The organism is Rufibacter sp. JT20002 (assembly GCF_056491185.1).
On record NZ_JBSZJY010000002.1, the window covers coordinates 365,164 to 389,520 of the forward strand.

Consider the following 24,357-nt stretch of genomic DNA (forward strand, 5'->3'; position numbering starts at 1 on the left):
TTTAGAAAAGAGGCGGTAAACGGATGGCAAGCATCAGCCTTAGCTGTTTTTCACTTTCATCTGTTCTAACTTGTCCTGGTGCTTTTCCATGGTGTCCAGTACCTTCTCTGGCTGAACGTCTCTGGCAAGTTCATCTATTTCCGGGTCGTGGGCCGCATCAATCCCCATTTGTTTAGCCATGGCGGTGACCAGCGTGACAAGGCGGGTGATCTCATGCTCGGCCAGTAAACTTACCTGCAAGTCCAGATCGGCACGTTTATCAGCCTGGATGTTAGAGCGGTTTTGGCTGATGAGCACAAAGGTGGAAAGAAAGATGGCTTCTACGGAGGCAAACATGGCTAGCACCACAAAAGACTCATCAAAGGGTTTCAGGCCCAACCAGCCAGAGTTCCACGCAATCCAGGTGCCAAACAGCAGAAGGTGAATGACTACAAAAAGCATGCTGCCCGTGAATTTGGTCACGCCATCAGAGATACGCTCAGACAAACTACGGGAGACATCTTCCTGTTTGCGCCGCGCCAGGAGGGCCTTGATGTTGCGTTCCACAATCTCGGCCATGTGTCCCTCTGACCCCTTAAACATACCATTCTCTTTATTCGCTGCCATGACATTAAGATTTAACTGGGAATTATACGGAGGCTGTAAAAAGTAGCGGTCAGAAAGAATGAGAATGTTATAAAATCAGTATAAGCCTATGAAAATGACGTAGTTTCCTCAGCTAATTTCCAGAAAACAGGCCCTAAATAGCACAAGAAACGTAAAAAAGTAAAGCTTGGCTTCCCGCTACCTTCCAGAGGCTCGTTTTCTTTCTTATCTTTGTTGATTGTAATTTATCTGTATGAAGAACATCCGCAATTTTTGCATCATTGCGCATATTGACCACGGCAAAAGTACCCTGGCCGACCGTCTGCTGGAGTTTACCTCCTCGGTTACCGAACGGGAAATGCAGAACCAACTTTTGGATAACATGGACCTGGAGCGGGAACGCGGCATCACCATCAAGAGCCACGCCATCCAGATGAACTATCATTATAAAGGCGAGGACTACATCCTCAACCTCATTGACACCCCGGGCCACGTAGACTTTAGTTACGAGGTTTCCCGTTCCATTGCCGCCTGTGAAGGTGCGCTGCTGATCGTGGACTCTTCGCAGGGAATTGAGGCCCAGACCATCTCTAACCTGTACCTGGCCATCGGTAACGACCTGGAGATTATTCCGGTGCTGAACAAGATTGACTTGCCGCACGCCATGCCCGAAGAGGTAAGCGACCAGATCATTGACTTGATTGGCTGCGAGCGTGAAGACATTATCCATGCCTCTGGTAAAGCAGGTATCGGGATTGAGGAAATCCTGGCTGCCATCTGTGACCGGATTCCAGCTCCGAAGGGCGATCCTGATGCTCCCTTGCAAGCCTTGATTTTTGACTCGGTGTTCAACTCATACCGCGGTATTGAGGTGTACTTCCGGATCATGAACGGAACCCTGCGCAAAGGCGACAAGGTAAAATTCATTGCCACCGGCAAGCAGTACGAAGCCGATGAGATTGGCGTGCTCAAACTGAACCAGGAGCCTAAACAGGTGATGGGCGCGGGTAACGTGGGCTACCTAATCTCGGGTATTAAGAACGCGAAAGAAGTAAAAGTAGGGGATACCATCACCCACGCCGCCAACCCAGACACCATCCAGATCCAAGGCTTTGAAGAGGTGAAGCCCATGGTATTCGCCGGTATTTACCCTGTAGAAACCACGGAGTACGAAGAACTGCGTTCTTCTATGGAGAAGCTTCAGTTGAACGATGCTTCCTTGGTGTGGGAGCCTGAGACTTCAGCGGCCCTTGGTTTCGGGTTCCGTTGCGGGTTCCTGGGCATGCTCCACATGGAGATTGTGCAGGAGCGTCTGGAGCGTGAGTTTGACATGACCGTGATCACCACGGTACCAAGCGTGCAGTTCAAGGCCTTCACCACCAAAGACGGCGAAGTTGCGGTAAGTGCGCCTTCTGAAATGCCCGAGCCTAACTTCATTGACCACATTGAAGAGCCGTTCATCAAAGCGCAGATCATCTCCAAAGCCGAGTTCATTGGCCCGATCATCTCCTTGTGTATGGACAAGCGCGGTATCCTGAAAGCCCAGAACTTCCTTACATCAGATAGGGTAGAGTTGATCTTTGAAATGCCGCTGGCCGAGATCGTGTTTGACTTCTTTGATAAACTGAAGACCATCAGCCGCGGCTACGCTTCCCTGGACTATGAACTGATTGGTTTCCGGGAGTCATACATGGTGAAACTGGACATCATGCTGAACGGAGAGAAGGTAGATGCCCTAAGCGCAATTGTACACCGCGACAAAGCCTATGACTGGGGAAAGCGCCTTTGCGAGAAGCTGCGTGAACTGTTGCCGCGCCAAATGTTTGAAATCGCCATCCAGGCCGCAATTGGTCAGAAAATCATTGCCCGCGAAACGGTAAAAGCGCTGCGTAAGAACGTATTGGCAAAATGCTACGGTGGGGATATCTCCCGTAAGCGGAAACTCCTTGAAAAACAGAAGAAAGGGAAGAAGCGTATGCGCCAAGTGGGCAACGTGGAAATTCCGCAGGAAGCGTTCCTGGCAGTTCTCAAACTTGACTGATTTCAGAACCCGGTGCTCAGGCATCGGGTTTTTATTTTTCTATTTTGCTGTGCTTCATGCCGTTCACCTTCTCGCACCCCGCGCTCATTCTTCCGTTCCAATCTGTTTCCGGCAAAAAAGTGTCGCTCACGGCTTTGGCTCTAGGGAGCATGGCCCCTGATTTTGAATTTTTTTTCAGAATGCGGGCCGAAACGGATATTAGCCACACGTTAAAAGGCATTTTTCTGTTTGACATTCCGGTAGTGGTGGCCATGGCTTTCCTGTACCATCTCTGGATCCGAAACCCGTTTATTGACCATCTGCCTCTTTTCCTAAAGAAGAGATTCACGGTGTATAAGGCTTTTGATTGGGTTGGGTATTTCAAAAAGAACTGGGTAGTGGTGATAACCTCGGCCTTTCTGGGGGTGGTCACCCACTTGCTATGTGACGACTTTACCCATTATTACGGGTGGACTGCAAACAACTTCCCCTGGCTTGCCGCTAAATATGAGCTGTTTGGGAAAACGGTTCCGGGTTATCACATCCTGCAATACCTGAGTAGCCTGGTAATGGGGCTCCTTCTTGTTTATCAGGCTTTGAAACTACCTTCCCGGGAGGCAGCCTGGCACCCCGCCGCCTTCTGGAGGTATTGGGGATTAGCGATCCTAATAACAGTGCCCACGTTCATTTTGCGGTTTACCTTAAGGGACCGGGAGATGATCATGGATGACATCATCATGACGGCCATTGCAGCCGGTTTGCTGGGCATACTAGTTTCTTCCTCCGCCGCCAACTTGTTCAGCAAACGGGCACTGGCGTAATCTTCTAAGGAGGTCCCGCTTGGTTTTAGAACTGTTTACCTAAAAGCAGCCCTAAAACAAAGCGGGAATTTTGCGTTTTAGAGGCTAATGGCCAAACCGGTGCCGTTGCAGATAGGGTAAGGGTGTTCTTCCTTCTAGCTTACTTACATCCTGTTCTTTAAAATAATCTTCCTCATCTATAAGTAATTATGGGGTTATTAGAAACAAAAACAAAACACGCCTTGTTTATTAATCAATCGATTGATTAATTTTGCCCTACTTTATAGAAAATGGCAGAGAAAGAGAAAATAGATAAGAAAGAGCACTTGCTGAATGTGGCGGAACGTGTGTTCGGGGAGTTGGGCTATGATGGCGCTTCTACCCGGCTGCTGGCGCAGGAGGCAGGCATGAACATGGCCATGCTCAATTACTACTTCGGCTCTAAAGATGGTCTGCTGAAGGCGGTGGTGGAGCGGAGAATGGCCAGTACCCGGAAGAGCTTTGAGGAAATTGCGTTGCAAGACACTTCCTCCTGGGACAAAATCACGCAGGTGGTGCAGCTCTACGTGGGCAAGGTTGCAACCAGCAAATACTTCCACAAAATTATCTTTCGGGAAATTTCAGTGCTCAGACCTGGTGGGGCCTCAGAAGTGACCGACTTTGTGCTGGATAACCTTTACGCCAACACCATGCACGTGCAGCAGATCTTGGAAGAAGGCATACAGAAAGAAGAGTTCCGACCGGTGGATGTGGAAATGACCATCGCCAGCATTTTCGGTACGGTGAACTACCTGATTAATTCACGCCGATTAGCCTCCAAAATCCTGAAGATGGATTTGCTGGATGACCAGGTGCTGCAGGAAGAAATGAAGCCGCGCCTGCTGGCTTACTTAGAAGACTCGCTTAAAACACATTTACTTAACAAATGAAATCCATAATCAATGTTGCTCCTGAACGTCCGTCCAGTGGGCGGGAAGTTATAATAGCCGCTGTTATTGGCGGGTTGAGCCTGGTGATGGCGTTGGTCCAGCCCGCCGCGGGCCAGGAAGCCAAGCACCTGAACCTGCAGGAGGCAGTGCAACTGGGCGTACAGAACAGCAAAGTGCTGCGCTTGTCCCAGACCAAAATTGACCAGGCCATCTCCCGCTACAACCAGGTGAAAGACGAAGCCAAGCCAAAAGCCAGTGCCAGTTTCACCTACAACCACGCTGAAATTCCTTCCAACATCTTGCAGATGTCGGATAACGCAGAACCGTTTTTCTTGCCAAAACGGGCGAATGCTTTGTTAGGAACGGTTTCAGTGCAGGAGGTTATTTTTGCCGGAAACAAGCTGAAATACGCCAAAGAATCTACCGACCTGATGGCGCAGGTGGCCCGCCTGGATGCGGAAAAAGACAAAGATGAAATTGCCTACACCATTACCAATGCGTACTTCAACCTGTATAAACTGCAGCAAAGCCAGAAAGTGGTGGCGCAGAACCTACAGGCCATTGACCGGCAAATCAAGCAGGCGCAGCGGTTCTTTGAGCAGGGCATTGTGACCAAGAACGACGTGCTGCGTTTTAAATTGCAGCGCAGCAACGTGGAACTCACAGGGGCCGACCTGGAGACCAACCGCAATATCGTGGTCTATAACCTGAACCTCTTGCTGGGACTTTCCGAGAACAACGACCTGGTGGTGGACGAAGTAAGTGCGCCGGACGGACGCACGCTTTCTCTGGCCGCGTACCTTGATTCTGCCCTCACCAACCGCGAGGAACTGCAGGCCATTGCCTTAAACAGCAAAGTCGTTGATACCAACATCAAGTCCATTAAAGCCGATGCTTTGCCTGCCTTGGTGGCCTCTGCCGATGCCTACCACATCAATCCCAGCGGTTCCATCATTCCACCTAGTCATGGTGCACTAGCCATCGGGACGGTGGGGGTAACCGCCGCCTGGAACTTTGACCGCCTCTGGACCAATAAAAACAAAATCGCCGAAGCCAAGATCCAGAAAACCCAGCTGGACATCAGCCGCGAACTGACCACCGACCAACTCAAGACCGAGGTAAATCAGAACTACCAGAAGTACCTGTTGGCGCTAAACAAGATTAACATTCTGCAGACCTCTATTGCGCAAGCTGAGGAAAACGACCGCAGTGAAGCCTCCCGCTACACAAACAAAGTAGCCTCGGCCACCGACCGCATCGATGCCCAAACTCGCTTGTACCAGGCGCTCATCAATCTGGAACTGGCCCGCGCCGATGCTGGCTTAGCTTACTACACTTTGCTTAAATCAACTGGAAATATCATCAACTAATTACCGCATACAACCAGAATGGAAACCGAGAAAAAGAAATCCAATAAAGTTATTCCCATCATCTTAGGCCTGGTGCTCATCATAGGCGGGTTCTTCGGGGTGAAAGAATACCTGTACTACAGCAAGCACGAAGACACCGATGACGCCCAGATTGATGCTGACATCAGTCCGGTAGTGGCCCGCGTGAGTGGCTATGTAGATTCCATCATGTTTGAGGAAAACACCCACGTAAACCAAGGCCAGTTACTGGTAAAACTGGATGACCGCGATTACGCCATTAAAGTAGAGCAGGCTATGGCCGCCCAGCAAGGCGCCAGCGCCAGCACCGGCGTAAACCAGGCTCAGATCACCGCTACCGCAGCCACCGCCACTACTGCTAAAGCGAACATTGAGGCCACCCGCGTACGCCTTTGGAAAGCTACCCAGGACTACAACCGTTTCGCGAACCTGATCAAAGACGGTTCTATCACGCAGCAGCAATTTGAACAGGCTAAAGCTGAGCGCGATGTGGCCCAGGCCAACTACCAGGCCGCTCAGGACCAATACAAAGCCGCTTTGCAGCAGGTAGGTACCACTCGTTCCCAGTTAGCTGTGACGAACACGGGCGTAAACCAGCGCCAAGCCGATGTGGATTTTGCCAAACTGCAAATGTCGTATACCACCATCTCGGCGCCGGCCAGTGGCATTGTGTCTAAGAAAAACGTGCAGAAAGGACAGCTGGTGCAAGCCGGGCAAAGCCTGTTCTCCATCGTGAACGACAACAGCATCTTCGTGACCGCCAACTTCAAGGAAACGCAACTGGAGAACATTAGAGAAGGACAGAAGGTGAACATTGAGGTAGACGCATTCCCCGAAGCCAAAGTAGAAGGGGAGATCTATAACTTCTCACCCGCCACCGGTGCCAAGTTCGCGCTGCTGCCGCCAGACAATGCTACCGGTAACTTCGTGAAAGTGGTACAGCGCGTGCCCGTGAAAATCAAAATAAAAGCCGATCCGGAACTGATGAAGCGCCTGCGCCCCGGCATGAGCGTGAAAGCATCGGTGCTGACGCAAGAATAAGCCATGGCAGAAACGGGTTTAAAAAAATGGGCCATCACCATCACGGTGATCACCGCCGCGCTGCTGGAGCTCATTGACACCACCATCGTGAACGTAGCCATGCCCCAGATCCAGGGCAACCTGGGAGCGACGCTGGAAGACGTTGCCATGATTGTGACCGGTTACGCGGTAGCCAACGTGATCATCCTGCCTATGTCGGGGTGGTTGGGTAGCCGCTTCGGCCGGAAGAACTACTTCATGGCCTCCATCATCACCTTTACGGTTTTCTCCTTTCTCTGCGGCAACGCCACAAGTTTAGAGGAACTGGTCATCTTCCGGATTCTACAGGGTTTGGCTGGGGGAGGCCTGCTGTCCACCTCGCAATCCATTTTGCTGGAGACCTGGCCCAAAGAGCAGGTAGGAACCGCCACCGCTTTGTTCGGGTTGGGAGCCGTAGTAGGGCCTACGTTAGGACCTACCATCGGGGGCTACATCACAGACAATTACTCCTGGCCTTGGATTTTCTACGTGAACGTTCCGGTGGGAATTCTGGCGGCCGTGGCTACCTATACCTTCATCCGGGCCACACCCAAAGAAACCGGCGGTAAGCCGATTGACTGGTGGGGTATTGCGCTGTTGGCCATTGCAGTGGGTAGCTTGCAGATAGTGCTGGAGAAAGGCGAAACCGAAGACTGGTTCTCGGCTACCTACATCATCGTGCTCTCGGCTACGGCGTTGATCGGGACCTTGCTCTTCATCTGGCGAGAGTTGAGCATTGATTATCCTATTGTGAACTTCAGGATTATGCGCCACCGGAGTTTTTCGGTGGGCATGTTTACGTCTTTCGTGCTAGGTTTCGGGTTGTACAGCTCCATGTTCGTGTTTCCGGTGTTTACCCAGGGATTGCTGGGATTCACGGCGGCACAGTCGGGGAAGCTGCTCTTGCCGGGCGGTTTGTTCACCATCATGATGATGCCCTTTGTTGGAAAAATGCTGCAGAAAGGCGTGCCGGCACAATTTATGGCTACCGTGGGCATGCTGTTGTTCTTCCTCTTTGCCATGATGATGAACGAATCTACCCTCGCATCCGGGACGGAAAACTTCTTCTGGCCCCTAGCCATCAGGGGCATAGGCATGGCTTTGCTGTTTGTGCCGTTGACGACACTGGCTATTCAGGACTTGAAAGGAGCCGAGATTGGACAAGGAACTGGTTTGAACAACATGATGCGGCAATTGGGCGGTTCTTTCGGGATTGCCGCCCTGACCACGCTTATTCACGTGCGCTCTGGTTTCCACCGCAGTAATTTGTTGGTGAACATCAATGAGTACAACCCAGCCTTTACCCAGCGCTTCAAAGGGTTGCTGCAGAACTTTCTAAGCAAAGGATACTCGTTTATGGATGCCCAGAAAGCCGCCTACAAAGCCATAGAAGGCATGGTGATGAAGCAAACGGCTCTATTATCTTACACCGATGCGTTCTGGGTATCGGGCATGATCATGCTATGTTCCATCCCATTACTGTACCTGCAGAAGTTCAAGAAAGGCGTTAAGATGCCGGTAGACGCGCATTAACCAAAAAGCTTTCAAGAATATAAATCCGTTTCAGAACCGTTTCCCTAAAATCGGCTCCGAAAAGGATTTTGTTTTACTAACCATTGCTTCAAAATCAGGATGAAAAAATGACTAAGCGGCAAAACCTTTGCTTGGGATAGCTGCATGGAATGTTTTTACCTGGTTTATTCCGCTTGGCGTTTTAAGGTTTGTTTTTCCATAAACAGGTAGAAAACAGAGGAAATAGGAGGGCTTAGGTACAGAAAGGCTTGCACTAAGCCTAACTGAAATATCTTTTTTCTTATATGTAATTAAGGATCAGGAAATAACTGATAAAACCCGAGGCACTTTCCACATTGGCTTGTACTTTTGCGCTTCGTATCATCTCTCATTCTCTTACCCATGACCCTTTTAGACGGAAAGAAAACCTCTGAAGCCATCCAAAGCGAGATTGCCGCAGAAGTTGCTCAAATCAAAGAACAAGGAGGAAAGGTGCCACATTTAGCCGCTATTTTAGTAGGCCAGGACGGTGGTTCAATGACGTATGTAAACAACAAAGTACTGGCTTGTGAGCGCGTGGGCTTTGCCTCCACCTTGCTTCATTATGAGTCTGACATCACCGAGGAAGCCCTCCTAAACAAGATCAAAGAGATAAACGAGGATGCCGAGATTGACGGTTTGATTGTACAGTTGCCGCTTCCCAAGCACATCAGTTCAGACAAAGTACTAGAGGTGATGGATTACAAGAAGGACGTGGATGGTTTTCACCCGGTGAACGTGGGTAGAATGGTGGCGGGCTTGCCTGCTTATCTTCCGGCCACGCCTTACGGCATCATGCAGTTGCTGGAGCGCTACAATATTGAAACGAAAGGCAAGCACTGCGTGGTGGTAGGCCGCAGCAACATTGTGGGAACGCCTATCAGCATTTTGATGAGCAAGTGCACTCTTCCGGGTGAGGCAACCGTCACCATCTGCCACCGCAACACGGTTGACCTGGCACACCACACCCGCCAAGCCGATATCCTGATTGTGGCCGTAGGCAAACCTGGCCTGATCACCGCCGACATGGTGAAAGAGGGGGCAGTGGTCATTGACGTGGGAACCACCCGGGTAACCGATGCCACCCGCGAAAGAGGCTGGCGTTTGCGCGGCGACGTGGATTTTGACGCGGTAGCTCCTAAATGCAGCTACATCACGCCGGTACCCGGAGGCGTAGGACCCCTCACCATCTCCATGTTGCTCAAGAACACCTTGCGCGCAGCCAAAAAGGAAGTCTATTCCTAAATTTATAATTGAAAAGCCTCACCACTCTCTTTGTTGGTGAGGCTTTTCCATTTAGAAGACTTTATATTAAAACTAAACTTAAAATAACTTTTATAAGGTTCCTTCTTTGTGTTCCTGCAGCAAGAGCAGTTTGAAACCGGCAAAGTCATTGGGCATATCGGTTACCTGTTTTTGGCGGCCTTGGAAAACCTTTAACTGCTCTGGTAATTCTATTTCCTGGCTTAGTACCTCTTCCATGCTTTTCTTGAATTTGGCAGGGTGGGCAGTTTCCAGGAAAATACCGGGTGTTTTCAGCTCGGGAAGCATCTGGCGGAGGCTGAGGTATCCAATTGCTCCGTGCGGGTCCAACAAGTAGCCGGTTTCCTGGTGCACCAGTTTAATGGTGCCTTTGATTTCCTCGTCATCAGCCCAGAAACCTTTCACTACTTTCTGCATAGCTTTCAGTTTATGCCCGAACAACTCCTGAATGCGCGGAAAGTTATTGGGGCTGCCTACGTCCATGGCATTGGCAATGGTGCAAACCGAAGGAGCCGTCTTATACTCACCGGTTTCCAGGTAGTCAGGCACAATGCGGTTAAGGTTTGTGGCCGCTACAAAATACGTCACGGGCAATCCCATTTGGCGGGCCAACAAGCCAGCCGCCAGGTTCCCGAAGTTTCCGCTGGGCACCGAAATGGTTAATTCCTGAGCATCTGGGTTCAACTTTTTCCATTGGCCGAACGCGTGGAAGTAGTACACCATCTGCGGGAGCCACCGGGCCACGTTGATGGAGTTGGCCGAGGATAAGTTCTTCTTCTGATTTAACTCTTCGTCTGAAAATGCTTGTTTTACAAGGGCTTGGCAATCATCGAAAGTACCTTCAATGCCTACGGCGCTGGTGTTCTGACCTAGGGTGGTGAACTGCATTTCCTGGATTTCACTTACGCCCAACTGCGGGTACACCACCACCACATCAATGTTCTCCAGCCCCAAAAATCCGTTAGCTACCGCGCTGCCGGTATCACCCGAGGTCGCCACCAACACGGTCACTGGCCGGTCTGGCTCCGCGAAAGCCTGCAGACACCGCGACATAAACCGGGCGCCCACATCTTTGAAAGCGCAGGTTGGCCCATGGAAAAGCTCCAAGGCGTAGACGTCTTTTTCTACCTCCACCAACGGAATGGGGAAATTGAACACCTCGGCGCAAACCTGCCGTAAGTGCTCCGGAGTAATATCAGGGGTGACAAACGGTTGCAGTACCTCAAAGGCGATCTCAGCCAAGGAGAGGGAGGGAAGCGCCTCGTAGAAGTCTTCGCCCAGAGTAGGGATCTCTTGCGGAAAGAAGAGTCCTTTGTCCTGGGGCAGTCCTTTGATGACGGCTTCCTTGAAACTCATCTGGGCAGAGTAGTCATTGGTGCTGTAGTAGTTCATAGCGGAAGGGCGGGTTGAAAGGTGGATTGGTTTACTAGGCGAACTCCCTGGTCCGGCACCTGTGATACGTATGTTTTGGTTTCAATGCCGCTGCCCGCGTAAACGGCTTCCATGGCCTGTCTCACGGCAACCGCCTGTTCTTTGGAGGCAGAAAGGGCAAAGATGGACGGACCCGAACCAGAGATACCGGCCCCCAAAGCACCGGCGGCTTTAGCAGCCTCCTTCACTTGCTTAAATAAGGGAATCAAGACGGAGCGCTCTGGTTCAAAGATCTCATCGTGCAGGCTGCGGCCAATCAGGTTATAGTCTTTTTTAAGTAAACCGGCCATTAAGCCCGCCAGGTTTCCCCATTGCCGGATGCCTTTCTTCAAAGGGATTTCCTGTTTTAAGATGCTGCGGGAAAGCGACGTCTTCAGTTCTATCTGCGGGTACAGAATGGTGCAGTACAACTCCAAAGGAACTCCCAACGGAACCACATCCAGGGGATCATAGTCCCGCACCAGCACAAAGCCACCCAAAAGGGAAGGAGCCACATTGTCGGCGTGGGCAGACCCGGAGGCTTTGCGTTCTCCTTCCATGGCGTACACCACTAATTCCTGGGTAGTAAAAGGGGAACCGAGCAGTTCATTCACGGCAAACGCCGCGGCGGCCGAGCTGGCGGCGCTGCTTCCTAAGCCACTGCCCACCGGCATGCCTTTGTGCAACTGCAGTTCTAAACCATGGGTTACATTTAAGTCATCCAGCATCTTTTGGGCCACCACACCAATTACGTTTTCTTGAGGATCTGCGGAAAGTCCATCTATGCCATGGATTGTCGAGATGGTAATACCGGGGGTATCTGTTTTCCGGGCCCAGACTTCATCTCCGGGTTGGTCAAGGGCAAAGCCCAGCACATCAAAGCCGCAACAAACGTTTGCCACGGTGGCAGGCGCATAGGCTTTGACAAAATCGTTCTCGTTCATAGGATGTTGGTTAGACTACCGGGCTGGCAGAGGGTTGGGGTACTGAGAGAAAGAAGCGGTCGTGAAGCAGGTTCACGGCGCGGTGGGCATCATTGGAGTTAAGAACCACTGAGATGATCCGCTCAGTGGCCCCTTGCGCAATTGCCCGGATGTTGATTTGGTGGTCGCCTAAAAGCGAGAAGGCTTTGCCGGCAATACCTGGTTGCTGGATCATGCCGTTGCCCACGATGGCCACAATGCTCATTGGGGTCTCCAAACTCACTGGGTTCAGCAGCTCCTGTGCCATGTCATCGGCAAACTCCTGGGTGATGGCCTGCACGGCTTTCTCGCCCTCGGCCTCAGCTAGACCAATGGTGATGCTTTGCTCAGAAGAAGACTGCGTAATAAAATAGATGTTGATGCATTCCTGCGCTACGGCTTTGAACAGCCGCATGGCCACCCCCGGGACACCCACCATCCCGCTGCCACTCACGGTTAGCACCGCAATGTGGTCAATGCAGGAGATACCCTTCACATTGTGGGCACTTGGGGCCGGATTGGCAGAAATGAGCGTTCCTTTATGGTTAGGGTTGAAGGTGTTCTTAAGTACCAACGGGATTTTGGCCGCTACCAACGGTGCGATGGTAGGCGGGTAGAGAACCTTCGCGCCGAAGTAGGCCAGCTCCATGGCTTCCTCGTAACTCAGTTCCTCAATGGAGTAGGCCGCACTGGCTTTACGTGGATCAGTGGTGTACATGCCGTCCACGTCTGACCAGATTTCCAATACATCGGCTTGTAAGGCGGCGGCATACAAAGAAGCGGTGTAGTCTGAACCGCCTCGTCCCAGCACGGTGGTTTTTCCATCCGCTGAGCGTGAAATGAAACCAGGCGCCACAATCAGGTTGGCTTCCGGAAGGTTTTCCTGCATTAAGGAATAGGTGGCTTTTAGGTTCACCTTGGCGTTAAGATAGGTGGTGTCTGTTTGGATGAAATCCCGGCTGTCTACCAGCGCATTGGGCAAGCCGTGGTGCTGAAACGCCACTGACACGATGGCTGAGGATAGGCGTTCGCCGTAGGCCATAACCCTGGCTTTGGTGCTGTCACTCAGCTCATCCAAGAGGTAAATGCCGCGGCAGACATCCTCCAGCTCCCGGAAAATCATCTTGATACGACCTTTGATGTCAATCTGCTGGCTCATGGGCACCAACGCTTCAATGGCCTCCATGTGTTTCACTTCCAGTTGGGAGAGCAGCTCCAGGTAGGTGACATCCTGGGCAGCGGCCTTCTGGTACAAACCAATAAGCAAATCGGTGACTTTGGACATGGCAGAGACTACCACCAGCATTCTGGAAGCCTCTTTCTCTTGGATGATAGAGATCAATTGACGGATGGCATCTGCGTTGGCCACGGAGGTACCCCCAAATTTCAAAACCAGCATGTGATCAGGCTTTTAGGAAACGATACTAAATACGGTGATTTTGGCCCACTGGCCGAAAAGGCCAGGTGGATGTTGGCCTTGTGAATGGACGATATGTGCCTTTATACCCCCTTAGGGGTAATCGTGGTAATACCAGTAATAATAGAAGATGCCAAAACGCACATAGCCGTTTCTTCTGAGAAAGAAGAAAGAAGGAAGGGTGCTATGTTGTCAGTTTTAAGCATTGATGGTCCAATATCTAAAATTTTATTAAGGTTCAAATCAAAAAGGTGAAAAAACTTTAATAAAGAGGCAGGAGGTGGGGAGTACGGCGGTTCTGCGCATTGTGGTTTGGAATAGTTACCTTTGCAGATCCCTTCAAAAAAGTCTATAGCGGTTAGCATGCTCAAACCGCAACTTATCGCGTTAGATGCTTGTTGGGCTAATAACATAACCGCCGTTTAGGGGCTTTTTTCAAGAAAATAGTCCTAGAGCGGCCCAGCATACAGAGAGAAATTGGAAGCTACGTTAGAACATAAGATTGCCTCCGTACACACGGTGCCCAAAGACGGAACAAAACTGCCTTTGATGGAACATTTTTATACCATCCAGGGCGAAGGGTACCACACCGGCAAAGCCGCTTACTTTATCAGGTTAGGGGGGTGTGACATTGGGTGCCACTGGTGCGACGTGAAAGAGTCATGGGATGCCAATCTGCACCCGCTCACCGATACCGACTGGATTGTGCAGCAGGCCGAGCAGTACCCAGGAAAAGCCGTGGTAGTAACCGGCGGAGAGCCGTTACTTTACAACCTGGATTACCTTACCTCAGAACTTCAGAAGCGCGGCATCCAAACCTTTATTGAAACCTCTGGGGCGTACCCGCTGAGTGGGCAATGGGACTGGATCTGTCTTTCGCCCAAGAAATTCAAAGGGCCTCATCCTTCCGTTCAACCTCACGCAGGTGAGCTGAAGGTAATTGTCTTCAACAAAAGCGACTTTGCCTGGGCCGAGGAACATGCCGCTCAGGTAGGGCCTAACACGCGTCTGTACCTGCAGCCAGAATGGAGCAAAGCCGACCAGATGATGCCCCAGATTGTAGAGTATGTGAAGAGTAACCCTAAATGGCGTATCTCGCTTCAGACGCATAAATTTCTGAATATACCCTAAATCCATGCTGCGTTTCCCGCTTTTTGCCCTGATTCTGTTTTTTGCCCTGTTTTCAGCCTCCTCGGTTTCTGCCCAGCAAGCTGCCGGTGGTTCTTCTAACAAAAAGGCCCAGAGTGCTTTTGAGGAAGGACTGAAGTACATAAAGGCCCGGAATTTTGAAAAAGCTCTGGAGTCGTTCAACGAGGCCTCTAAGCGGGACACAACTTTTGGGGAGGCCTACGTGGAGGCGGCCGGGTTGTACCGCATTCTTCAAAAGGAAGAGGAGGCGTACCAGAACTACCGGAAAGGTTTAAATAAAATGGCCCTACACCCGGGTAGGTCAGCGGATTATTTTAACTACGCTGATCTGGCTTTTGCCCGGGGCCAGTATGAACAGGCTTCTACTTTTTATAAGCACTACACGCAGTACGGCAAGAAGAACAGCCGGCAGATGCAGCATGCCCTGCAACAACTGAATAACGTGTCTTTTGCCAAAAACGCCCTCCAAAACCCTGTCAACTTCAAGCCACAGCCATTAGGGGATGGGGTCAACAGATTCACCCTGCAGTATTCGCCCGTGCTCACTGCCGACCAACAGGCCTTGCTATTCACAGCACGGCAGGGAAGCGGCCCTATGGATGACGAGAATCTGTACCTGGCTTACCGCAAGGAAGGAGAGTGGCAAGCACCGGTATCAGTCTCAGAGGCTATTAACTCAGAGCTGAACGAAGGAGCCGCTTCTTTCTCCGGTGATGGCCGCGTGCTGGTGTTCACCTCCTGTAACCGCCAGGATTCTTACGGATCCTGTGACCTGTACATCAGCTACCGCGAGGGAAACGAATGGAGCAAGCCCAAGAACATGGGGCGTAACGTGAATACCAGTTCCTGGGACTCACAACCCAGCCTCTCTGCCGATGGTCGGACCATTTACTTTGCCTCTAACCGGAAAGGAGGCCAGGGAGGTGAGGATCTTTGGGTAACCAGACAACAGGAAGACGACACCTGGAGCATCCCTGTCAACCTAGGACCCAAAGTAAACACCCCCGGCCGGGAAAACTCTCCTTTTCTACATGCCAGCGGAAATACTCTTTACTACGCCACTGATGGCCTGCAAGGCATGGGAGGGTTGGATTTGTTCAAAGTGGACCGCGAGAAAGGAGGTTGGGGTACCCCCCAAAACATGGGCTACCCCTTGAACACCCATCGCGACGAAAGCTCCATCTTCATCTCCGCTGATAACAAGACCGGGTACTACTCCGGCCAATCGGCGGGTGGGGGCAAAGTAGAAGTGGCCTTGTTGCAGTTTGAGGTACCGGAAATCTGGAAAGGAAAAACCATATCCTCGTTTGCCCAAGGACGGGTGTTCGATGCCCAAACCAAAAAGCCCTTGAAAGCGACCGTGCAGGTGTATGACCTGGATTCAGCCGGGGTGATTAGTCAGCAGGTAAGCTCAGATAAAGCATCGGGTGCTTACACCATCGTCCTAAACCAAAAGCAACGGTATGCCTTGTATGTCACGGCCCCAGGCCACGTGCTGGAAAGCCGCCACATTGCCGCTACCTCCACTACTGCTCCGTTGGCTTTGGATTTTTACCTGCAGCCCTTGAGCAAAGGCGCTAAAGCGGTGTTGAGCAACTTGTTCTTCGATACTGGAAAAGCGGAACTGCGGCCCGAGTCGCAGACGGAATTAGATAAATTGTTCCAATTTCTGAAAGCCAATCCGAAGATTCAGGTGGAGATTGCCGGTCACACCGATAACGTGGGCCAAGCAGTCGCAAACCAGAAGCTTTCAGAAGCCAGGGCAAAAGCGGTTGTGAAGTACCTGGTTTCTAAAGGGGCACCGGCTACAATCTTCCAAGCCAAGGGATACGGGCAAACCCAACCGGCGGCCTCAAACAACACCGAGGAGAACCGGCAATTAAACCGGCGCATTGAAATGCGAATTCTTTAAAATATTTTCCTAACTCCTTAAACAATCACAACCTCTTGCGGTTCTATCATTAGTGAAACTTAGGTTTAGTTGTTAAATAGTTAAGTAGAAGCAAAAAGGCGCCCGAAGATTCTTCGGGCGCTTTTTTGCCTTTTTTAGGAAAACAGGGCAGAAAACCCCTAGATATATTTTCATTAAAACAATTAAATTCCTGAGGTAGAAACAATCTTGCCTGACCTACCTATTGCTTTGAAGCAATGTCTCCTCTGCTTGCTGATCTAAGGTGGCCAGCTCTTTGGCTCTTGGTTGTGCCAGGGCTTCATCCATATCCAGGTCTTCTATTTGCAGGTTCACTTCGCGGGCTTTCTGCACCAGGGCTTGGAATATGCGCCGGTGTTCCTGTCGGCGGGGAAGGTACTCCGGATGCCATTGTACACCTATCATGAACCTTGGTCCTACATATTCAATGGCTTGCACCACATCATTAGCCTCGCGGGCTACAATTTCTATTCCCTGGCCGGGCTGGTTGACCGCCTGGTGGTGCAGGGCGTTCACCTTTAAGGTAGGTACCCCAATAATTTGCGCCAGCTTACTGCCGGGCTTCAACGTGACTTGCTTCACCGGGAAAATGCTGGAAGGGTTAGGCTCTTCTTTGTAAAAGGTGTTAATGTCCTGGTGCAGGGTGCCTCTGAAATACACATTCATGAGCTGTGAACCCCGGCAGATCCCCAGTACCGGCAGGTTTTTCTTTACCGCCTGGTCAATCAGTTGGAACTCCAGGTGATCGCGGGCCTGGTCCAGGGACCATTGGGGCTTTCCGCTAAAAAGTTTTCGCACGAAAAACAGGGCAGGGTAGTAGATCCACCGCGTGAAGCGCCATATTCTTTGGAAGAAGTTTTTGCGGGGATTTTGGAGGGTGCGTTGAAGGTACTCCTGGAAAACAGCTTCTTTCTGGTAGGTCTGGGGGTCCACATCGGCACCGCCGCCTACAATGAGCCCCTGCAACCCATCGGCAGTGCGTGGATTGGAGGGAGTAATATGAACGGGTTTGCCGCCGGCCAGTAAAACCCCAAAGGCGGTGAAAACCCAGGCCACCTCACCGCCCTTGTCTGGCCCGGTAATGCCAATAGTAGGGCGGTTGCGGTTTATCTTGTAATTCTTAGGTTTCAGGTTAGCCACTGTTCTGTTTGTTTACACCATTTCGTTTCAAACCCTATTAGGGTAGAGTCCTTTAGTTTAAGGTACTCCAGGCTCATCTCGGTGATTCTTTCGGGTTGGCTGGCCAGTTCCTCAATGACCACCCAGTTGTTCCATTCCTGGGCCAGGGTCCAGTCTGGGTCAGAAACGCAGGAGTTAGGCAGACGGTAATGGAATGTTTTACGGGCTTTTACGCTACCCAGGTTTGTGAATTGGTTTACCTGCTCCGGGTTCACATAGGCAAACAGAGGGTACATATCCAAGGGACGGTTCCGGTCTGGGTTGTATTGGTGGTAATCTTCAATGAGCTGCTCCAGGCTTGGATTGTAGGAAGGATTCAACACCAACATATTATATTCCGCCGGAAACGGATTGATGAAAGAAGTCAAATTCTTACGCGCGAAGTCGGTCTCGCCGGCTTCCAGTAACCAAGGGTACAGCAACAGAAATGCCCGGATGTACCGGAGAATGGTAGCTGGTTCGGTATCGGGAATTTCGGTGTTGATGTGGGTACCGAAGGCGTTAGTGAAGAAGGCTTCCGTCCCTTTGGCCTGGTGCTCATACAAAGACTGGCGTAATTGCTCCAATGGATCTAGTTGGGTAAAAGGCAGAGGGGGAACCCCAATCTCATAAGGAATGACTTTTTTGATGACGCTCTCCAGAGCATCGTCAATCTTCTCCTCCAGCGTTCCCTCTCCCAGTTTGATGTGCTCTATGTCAAGGTTCAGCTTCTCAAAGAAGGGTTTGTACTGCTTCTCGGTTAGGAGTTTCAGGTCAATTTCTACGCTGAAGTCTCCCAGTTGCGTACCTACCACCTTGGCGCAAAAACGGTTTTGCCATTGCACCTCGCCCCCGTACAATTCCTGGATAATCTGGATGCACTCGGTGATTCCCACATTGGCGAACTCCAGTTCAAAGCCTACGGTACGCACATTTCCTTCTTTATTCTTCTCTATTGGCAGTGGCTTGAAAGACATAACTTTACAGTCTACACGGTTTTTCCTAAACGAACGTGTATAGACAAGAAGCGTTACATTTTTTGTACTTTCTGAAAGTGTTTTAGGGTTGATACTGCCTTTGCCTGGTATTTATTTTCAAATGCTTTTAGGGTAGAAACAAAAAACGTTTAGGGACTACTTTCTTGAAAGTAGCCCCTAAACGTTTTCTTTGAATGGCAGAACTAGATGTTTCTTACTAACCAGTCTATAAGACAAGCCAGCAATAACCTTTTGGAATATGATGTCTTAGGCGATCATCTGATTGAATTCCTCTTCATTGACAATCTTAACGCCCAGCGTTGTGGCTTTTTCAAGTTTGCTCGGGCCCATTTTGTCTCCGGCTACTAGGTAAGACAGCTTTTTGGAGATAGAGCTTACTATTTTACCGCCGTTGGCCACAATGGTGTCTTGGAGTTCCTCGCGGGAATAACCGGTAAAAACCCCTGATACCACGAAGGTGTGGCCCGCCAGTTTGTCGCTCTGGGGTTCCACCACGGCCACTTCGCCTAGGTCTAACTGTAAGCCGTGGGTGCGAAGTCGCTCCACCACATGAACATTGGAAACATCCTGGAAGTACTCCCGCACCGAAGCCGCAATCCGCCCGCCAATCTCTGGAACGGCAATCAGTTCTTCTTCGGTAGCGGCCCGTAAGGCGTCTATGTTCCGGAAGTGTTGGGCTAGTTTCTGCGCCACGGTATTACCTACAAACCGGATGCCCAAGGCAAACAACACCCGGTCAAACGGGGCTTCCTTTGATTTCTCCAGCGCTTTGAGGATGTTCTCCACGGTGGTTTTCTGGAAGGTTACAATGCGGCTTTTGCCGGTTTCCTCGTTCACAAACGTCTTCTTCAACCCAAACAAGGTGTCATAAGTTAGGTCGTAGAGGTGGTCAGGGCTGGTAACCAGGCCTTGCTCCACCAATAACTCAATCTTTCCTTCGCCCAAGCTCATGATGTTCATGGCTTTGCGGCTGATGAAGTGCTCCAACTTGCCTTTCACCTGCGGCGGACACCCCTTTTCGTTGGGGCAGTAGTGGTTGGCCTCGCCTTCGGTACGGATGAGGGGAGTGCTACAGGCCGGACACGTGGTGGGATAAACAATTGGGGCCGCTTTCTCAGTTCTGGCCTCGGTTTTCACGGCCGTCACCTTCGGGATGATTTCCCCGCCTTTCTCTACCACTACCCGGTCATGAAGCATGAGGCCCAGGCGTTCTATCTCATTGGCGTTGTGCAAAGAAGCGCGTTTTACGGTGGTTCCGGCCAGCAGTACCGGTTGCATGAGGGCCACTGGTGTCACGGCCCCGGTACGGCCCACGTTATATTCAATGCCCAGCAGCTCGGTCACGGCTTCCATGGCTTTGTATTTATAGGCCATGGCCCAACGGGGGCTCTTGGCGGTGTAGCCCAGTTCCTCTTGCTGCGCATAGGAGTTCACCTTCACCACAATGCCGTCGGTGGCGATGGGCAGTTCAAAGCGTTTGGTTTCCCACTCATGGATGAAGTCCATTACTTCTTCAATGGTACCGCACACGCGCCAGGTGGGCGACACGTTCAAGCCCCAACGCTGCAACGCCTCCAGGCTTTGGGAGTGGCTGTCAAACAGGGTAGGAGTGCTGAGTAAGCTATAGGCAAACATGCTCAGGCGACGGCGGGCCACCTCTTTGGAGTCTTGCAATTTGAGGGTGCCGGAAGTAGCATTGCGGGGGTTCGCCATCAAGGCTTCGCCTATTTCCTCGCGCTCTTTGTTTAATTCCTCAAAAACGGAAAATGGCATGAACACCTCGCCCCGTACTTCCACCTCCCCCGGGATGTCATTCCCGTGTAGGTGTAACGGAATGGTACGGATGGTCCGGACGTTGGGCGTAATATCATCGCCACGGGTACCATCGCCCCGGGTGACACCGGCCGTTAACGCCCCGTTGGTGTAGGTGAGGCTCATGGCTACCCCATCAAACTTGAGTTCGCAGACATATTCTACCTCGTCACCTGTTACTTTACGCACCCGTTTGTCAAACTCCCGAACCTCGTCTTCTGAGTAGGTGTTGCCCAGGGATAACATTGGGTACTTGTGCTTTACCGTAGGAAAGCTCTTGGTGATGGTTCCGCCCACGCGCTGGGTGGGGGAATTGTTTGAGCGAAACTGAGGGTGCTGGTCTTCCAATTGTTGCAGCTCCTTCAGCATCTGATCAAATTCGTAATCAGACACTTCTGAGATGCTGTTTTGGTAGTATTGGTAGTTAAGGTAGTTCAGGCGTTGGGTTAGCTCTAAGATGCGGGCTTCAGGGTTCTGCTCAGACATGGGTTGATGGCGTTAATCTACTGGTAAAGGTAAGAAAAACGGAGCTTGCCTAAGTACCGTTGCCCTGAAGTTAACCAACTACAATTCCTTTTAACTTGGGTGGAGCAATCTGCTAGTGCTGTATAGAGTTCATTAGCGCTTATGAGAATGACCGGAGCTAATTTGAGGAGCAGTTGAGCATAGACCTGTTTTGCTTCTGCTTTTAGAAAATAGCCTTAAAACATTAACTACCTATTATACGGAACCTCATTCACCCAATGAAATCTTCGGCTAAGCAGGGGCAATTGCTGCAGATCTAGTTTCCGGAGGTGCAGCTGTACGGAATCCTGTTCTAAGTGCCCAGTCAAAATGAAATGTAAGCTATCTGGTTGGTGATACCGAAGCAGTGATTTTTGGGTTGAGTCTGAAGATGAAGTCCAGGAGATGGTTTTGTGAATGGTATCTGTTTTCACATATAGCCCCTGGAGAGAGTCATTCATGAGTTTAGCACCTATGAAACCAGCACTGTTCACCAGCATCTGTTTCCATCGGACGGTATCAGTGGTGAGGGGCGGGAGCGTGTCTCCGTTCAGCACGAATGTTTCTACCTGATAGGCGCCGAATAATGGAAAGCTGGTGATGGATTGTTTGTACCATTTGCTTCTTTGATAGCCTTGCACTAGTGTGGCAAAACTCAGGTAGCTCAGAAAGGCCAACTTAAGCCAAAACCGGGTTTGCTGCATCCATTTTTTCTTTAAGGGAAGTGGCTGGGTAGGAGCAGGCACCGGTTGGTTCAGGAAAAAGAAAGTGAACAGCCGTTTCATTTCTGGCGCGGCAACAAAAGCAGCCATGAGCAGCAGGTGCGAGGAGTACAGCTTCACGGGTATGTCATAAAAGAAATTTAGCGCTACAATGTTGGCCATCACCCCAAAGGAAAGCAGCGCGCCTAGTGTGGAGGTACGGCGCCAGAAAAACAAAATACCCCCAGCCGCTTCTGCTAGGCCAGTAAAATAATTATACCCGGTAGAATAGCCCATCATATTCCAGACTAGACCCATTGGGGAGCTTTCTCCTAAAGGCTGAAAGAGGGAGTAGGGAAGTGGGGATGGGAATTGGGTTTTGTAGATCTTCACGAAGCCATACCTAATCATAGTAATAGCCAGGGTATACCGAACCAAAACCAAAAGCCAAAACAAAAGCAGGTCGTAATTTCTGCGCTTCCGGTCAATGACCGTCCAAATCAAAGTTCCCAGCATAGACAACAGGATGATGCCCAGTACTTGCACGTAATGGAAAAGAGTATCGCCACTGCCTGTGAATTGTTGTTTCACAGGATGACTTACCTGCAGCACATGCTCGGCAAGAAAAGCAACTAAAGGCTGCCACCAGGAAGAAACCAGGGTTCCTGATATGTAAAAGCCAAGGTAAAGGGTTACAAAGCGGAAGAGCACTTTTTTCCAGGTGCTCCAATAGTTTAAGACAGGTTCTTTGGTCTGAAAAGGGGAGGCAGTTAAGAGCATAGAACGACAGTTTACCTAAATATAGTAAATTCTATATTCAGAAAGGAAAGAAACATACCGCTGAAATGTCATCCTATGTTAAAGTAGGAGAGACTATAGTAGCACGTATCTGCCCATTATGCCTGAATGTTCTATCCGTAGAAATAACATACCAGACGGTAGTGCGTATTTTTTTGATAACTTATCACGCAAAAAAAGAAAGCATGTCATACATGGTAATGGGCGTATCGGGGAGCGGAAAGTCAACCGTAGGCAAACTGCTGGCCGAGAAACTTCAACTGCATTTCATTGATGCCGATGATCACCACCTGGCCCCTAGCATCGCTAAAATGAGCCAGGGCATTCCGCTCACCGATGAAGACCGGGCAGAGTGGCTTTTCAAACTGAACCATCTTCTGAAAGAGGCCGAGAAAGCCGGGCAGGAAGTGGTCATGGCTTGCTCAGCGCTCAAAGAACGGTACCGGGAGGTTTTGCGTCAAGATTTGGAAAACGGCCTTAAAATAGTATACCTGTACGGCGATGAGGAACTCCTGAAAAGTAGGATGGGCAAACGCGTGGGCCATTTTATGCCCGGAACGCTGCTGGCCTCGCAACTCAACACCTTAGAGGTGCCTAAAGATGCCTTGGCCCTGGACGTGGTGCATTCGCCAGAAGACTTAGTGGAGCAGATCATCCAAAATGATTGGGCTTTGTGAGTGCTTCCTACTGGCAGTAAAAGCCTGCTGTGTCCCAAACCCATATTTTAAGGTTATCTTTGAGGCAGCAAATACCATTCTTCTATGTCCTTTTCTGAGTTAGGTTTATCACCCGCCCTTGTCAAAGCCGTTGCCGCCCAAAAATTTCCTAATCCAACCCCGGTGCAGCAGGCAGCCATTCCGGAGATCCTGAAAGGGAAGGACTTGTTGGGGATTGCGCAAACCGGCTCAGGAAAAACCGCGGCCTATGCCTTGCCCTTGCTAGACAAGATGCAAACCAACCGGGCGTTCCGGAACCGGTACGTGAAAGCCCTGGTGCTGGTGCCCACGCGGGAACTGGCCTTACAAGTGGGGGAGGTGTTCTTGTCTTTCAGCGCCCATATTCCTATCCAGATCAAAACCCTGGCGGTGTTCGGGGGCGTGTCCATAAATCCGCAGATGATGAAATTGCAGGGCACCGATATTTTGGTGGCTACGCCGGGCCGTCTGTTGGACCTGGTAGAATCTAAGGCGGTGCATTTATCGGAGGTGGAAACGCTGGTGCTGGACGAGGCCGATAAAATGCTGAACCTAGGGTTTGAGGAAGAGATGCGCCAGATTTTAACTCTTTTACCCAAAAGACGCCAGAATCTCCTGTTCTCGGCTACCCTTGACAACAAAGTGAATGCCATCCAGGAAACCTTGCTGCGGGACCCTGTTACGGTTGAAATAAAGGAAGCGGAAAGTGCCGTGCCTTCGCTCATCACTGAGGTAGCCTACCTGGTGGAAACAGAGCGAAAAGGGCCCTTCCTTCGATACTTGATTAAGCACCACCAAATGCAACAGGTGCTGGTCTTTGTTTCTGCCACCCAGCGCGCCGACCACCTGGTGATAAAACTGACCAACAACGGGATCAAGGCCGTAGCCCTGCACAGCGGTAAAAGCCAGGGTGCCAGAACGGAAGCATTGGCGTTGTTCAAGAAGGGGAAAGTGGCAGTGTTGGTGGCCACCGATCTGGCCTCGCGCGGAATTGACGTGCAGTACTTGCCTTATGTGATCAATTATGACTTGCCCCGCTCTTCAAAAGATTACGTGCACCGCATTGGTCGCACCGGACGGGCCGAATCTGCCGGGGATGCCATTACCCTGGTCACGCCAGAAGATGCCCACCATTTCAAGATCATCCAAAAGCAAACCAAACGGGTAATTCCTACCCAGGAAACAAAAGATATTGATCTAAAAGGATATTAATTAACCGTTCTCCCTT

General features: G+C 50.7%; 20 protein-coding genes. 11 read left to right on the forward strand and 9 right to left on the reverse strand.

What is annotated here, in order from left to right; all coding sequences use genetic code 11:
* Positions 1 to 39: 39 nt before the first annotated feature.
* Positions 40 to 606, reverse strand: a complete 567-nt coding sequence (locus ACW9SV_RS11025; protein WP_479556817.1) for a DUF1003 domain-containing protein — start codon at positions 604 to 606, stop codon at positions 40 to 42.
* A 232-nt stretch (positions 607 to 838) separates the two neighbouring features.
* On the opposite strand from ACW9SV_RS11025, the gene lepA reads away from it, so the two are divergent.
* The 7 genes from lepA (at position 839) to ACW9SV_RS11060 (ending at position 9,577) form a co-directional block, all read left to right on the forward strand.
* Positions 839 to 2,626 carry a translation elongation factor 4 gene (gene lepA, locus ACW9SV_RS11030; protein WP_479556818.1) on the forward strand — a complete coding sequence of 596 codons (1,788 nt, stop codon included), beginning with the start codon at positions 839 to 841 and terminating at the stop codon, positions 2,624 to 2,626.
* Positions 2,627 to 2,682: 56 nt separating this feature from the next.
* On the forward strand, positions 2,683 to 3,426 hold the full coding sequence (locus tag ACW9SV_RS11035) for a DUF4184 family protein (RefSeq protein WP_479556819.1): 744 nt from the start codon (positions 2,683 to 2,685) through the stop codon (positions 3,424 to 3,426).
* Positions 3,427 to 3,695: 269 nt separating this feature from the next.
* Entirely contained in the window at positions 3,696 to 4,334 is a 639-nt protein-coding gene (locus ACW9SV_RS11040) for a TetR/AcrR family transcriptional regulator (RefSeq protein WP_479556820.1), read from the forward strand.
* Positions 4,331 to 5,704 carry a TolC family protein gene (locus ACW9SV_RS11045; RefSeq protein WP_479556821.1) on the forward strand — a complete coding sequence of 458 codons (1,374 nt, stop codon included), beginning with the start codon at positions 4,331 to 4,333 and terminating at the stop codon, positions 5,702 to 5,704. Before ACW9SV_RS11040 ends, ACW9SV_RS11045 begins: the two co-directional genes overlap by 4 nt.
* 18 nt (positions 5,705 to 5,722) lie before the next feature.
* Positions 5,723 to 6,763 (forward strand): HlyD family secretion protein, encoded by a 1,041-nt coding sequence (locus ACW9SV_RS11050; RefSeq protein WP_479556822.1) that lies wholly within the window; start codon positions 5,723 to 5,725, stop codon positions 6,761 to 6,763.
* Positions 6,764 to 6,766: 3 nt separating this feature from the next.
* Entirely contained in the window at positions 6,767 to 8,314 is a 1,548-nt protein-coding gene (locus ACW9SV_RS11055) for a DHA2 family efflux MFS transporter permease subunit (protein WP_479556823.1), read from the forward strand.
* Positions 8,315 to 8,695: 381 nt separating this feature from the next.
* Positions 8,696 to 9,577, forward strand: coding sequence for a bifunctional 5,10-methylenetetrahydrofolate dehydrogenase/5,10-methenyltetrahydrofolate cyclohydrolase (locus tag ACW9SV_RS11060; RefSeq protein WP_479556824.1), 882 nt, complete (start codon positions 8,696 to 8,698; stop codon positions 9,575 to 9,577).
* A 90-nt stretch (positions 9,578 to 9,667) separates the two neighbouring features.
* On the opposite strand, the gene thrC is transcribed toward ACW9SV_RS11060, so the two are convergent.
* The 4 genes from thrC to ACW9SV_RS11080 all read right to left on the reverse strand — a co-directional run bounded on the left by thrC (position 9,668) and on the right by ACW9SV_RS11080 (position 13,797).
* Positions 9,668 to 10,987, reverse strand: a complete 1,320-nt coding sequence (gene thrC / locus ACW9SV_RS11065) for a threonine synthase (RefSeq protein WP_479556825.1) — start codon at positions 10,985 to 10,987, stop codon at positions 9,668 to 9,670.
* Positions 10,984 to 11,949: a homoserine kinase gene (locus tag ACW9SV_RS11070; protein WP_479556826.1), complete on the reverse strand. Its 966-nt coding sequence runs from the start codon at positions 11,947 to 11,949 to the stop codon at positions 10,984 to 10,986. Before ACW9SV_RS11070 ends, thrC begins: the two co-directional genes overlap by 4 nt.
* Positions 11,950 to 11,959: 10 nt before the next feature.
* Positions 11,960 to 13,366, reverse strand: a complete 1,407-nt coding sequence (locus ACW9SV_RS11075; protein ID WP_479556827.1) for an aspartate kinase — start codon at positions 13,364 to 13,366, stop codon at positions 11,960 to 11,962.
* A gap of 101 nt (positions 13,367 to 13,467) precedes the next feature.
* Entirely contained in the window at positions 13,468 to 13,797 is a 330-nt protein-coding gene (locus tag ACW9SV_RS11080; protein ID WP_479556828.1) for a hypothetical protein, read from the reverse strand.
* 136 nt (positions 13,798 to 13,933) lie between these two features.
* Here ACW9SV_RS11080 and ACW9SV_RS11085 point away from each other — a divergent pair, with 136 nt between their 5' ends.
* The gene (locus ACW9SV_RS11085; protein ID WP_479556829.1) at positions 13,934 to 14,515 is read left to right on the forward strand and encodes a 7-carboxy-7-deazaguanine synthase QueE; all 582 of its coding nucleotides are present in this window, start codon (positions 13,934 to 13,936) and stop codon (positions 14,513 to 14,515) included.
* Between the two features lie 4 nt (positions 14,516 to 14,519).
* Entirely contained in the window at positions 14,520 to 16,445 is a 1,926-nt protein-coding gene (locus ACW9SV_RS11090) for an OmpA family protein (protein ID WP_479556830.1), read from the forward strand.
* A gap of 216 nt (positions 16,446 to 16,661) precedes the next feature.
* Here ACW9SV_RS11090 and ACW9SV_RS11095 read toward each other — a convergent pair whose 3' ends face one another.
* The 4 genes from ACW9SV_RS11095 to ACW9SV_RS11110 all read right to left on the reverse strand — a co-directional run bounded on the left by ACW9SV_RS11095 (position 16,662) and on the right by ACW9SV_RS11110 (position 22,416).
* Complete coding sequence (locus ACW9SV_RS11095) at positions 16,662 to 17,603, reverse strand: gamma-glutamyl-gamma-aminobutyrate hydrolase family protein (protein WP_479556831.1); 942 nt, start codon at positions 17,601 to 17,603, stop codon at positions 16,662 to 16,664.
* The gene (locus ACW9SV_RS11100) at positions 17,591 to 18,598 is read right to left on the reverse strand and encodes an amidoligase family protein (RefSeq protein ID WP_479556832.1); all 1,008 of its coding nucleotides are present in this window, start codon (positions 18,596 to 18,598) and stop codon (positions 17,591 to 17,593) included. Before ACW9SV_RS11100 ends, ACW9SV_RS11095 begins: the two co-directional genes overlap by 13 nt.
* Before the next feature lie 267 nt (positions 18,599 to 18,865).
* The gene (gene ligA, locus ACW9SV_RS11105; protein ID WP_479556833.1) at positions 18,866 to 20,917 is read right to left on the reverse strand and encodes an NAD-dependent DNA ligase LigA; all 2,052 of its coding nucleotides are present in this window, start codon (positions 20,915 to 20,917) and stop codon (positions 18,866 to 18,868) included.
* Positions 20,918 to 21,144: 227 nt separating this feature from the next.
* Positions 21,145 to 22,416, reverse strand: coding sequence for a hypothetical protein (locus tag ACW9SV_RS11110; protein WP_479556834.1), 1,272 nt, complete (start codon positions 22,414 to 22,416; stop codon positions 21,145 to 21,147).
* 203 nt (positions 22,417 to 22,619) lie between these two features.
* Between ACW9SV_RS11110 and ACW9SV_RS11115 the strand changes: the two genes are divergently transcribed.
* A complete protein-coding gene (locus ACW9SV_RS11115; protein ID WP_479556835.1) occupies positions 22,620 to 23,111 on the forward strand; it encodes a gluconokinase in 492 nt (163 codons plus the stop codon).
* An 84-nt stretch (positions 23,112 to 23,195) separates the two neighbouring features.
* Positions 23,196 to 24,341, forward strand: coding sequence for a DEAD/DEAH box helicase (locus ACW9SV_RS11120; RefSeq protein ID WP_479556836.1), 1,146 nt, complete (start codon positions 23,196 to 23,198; stop codon positions 24,339 to 24,341).
* Positions 24,342 to 24,357 lie beyond the last annotated feature (16 nt).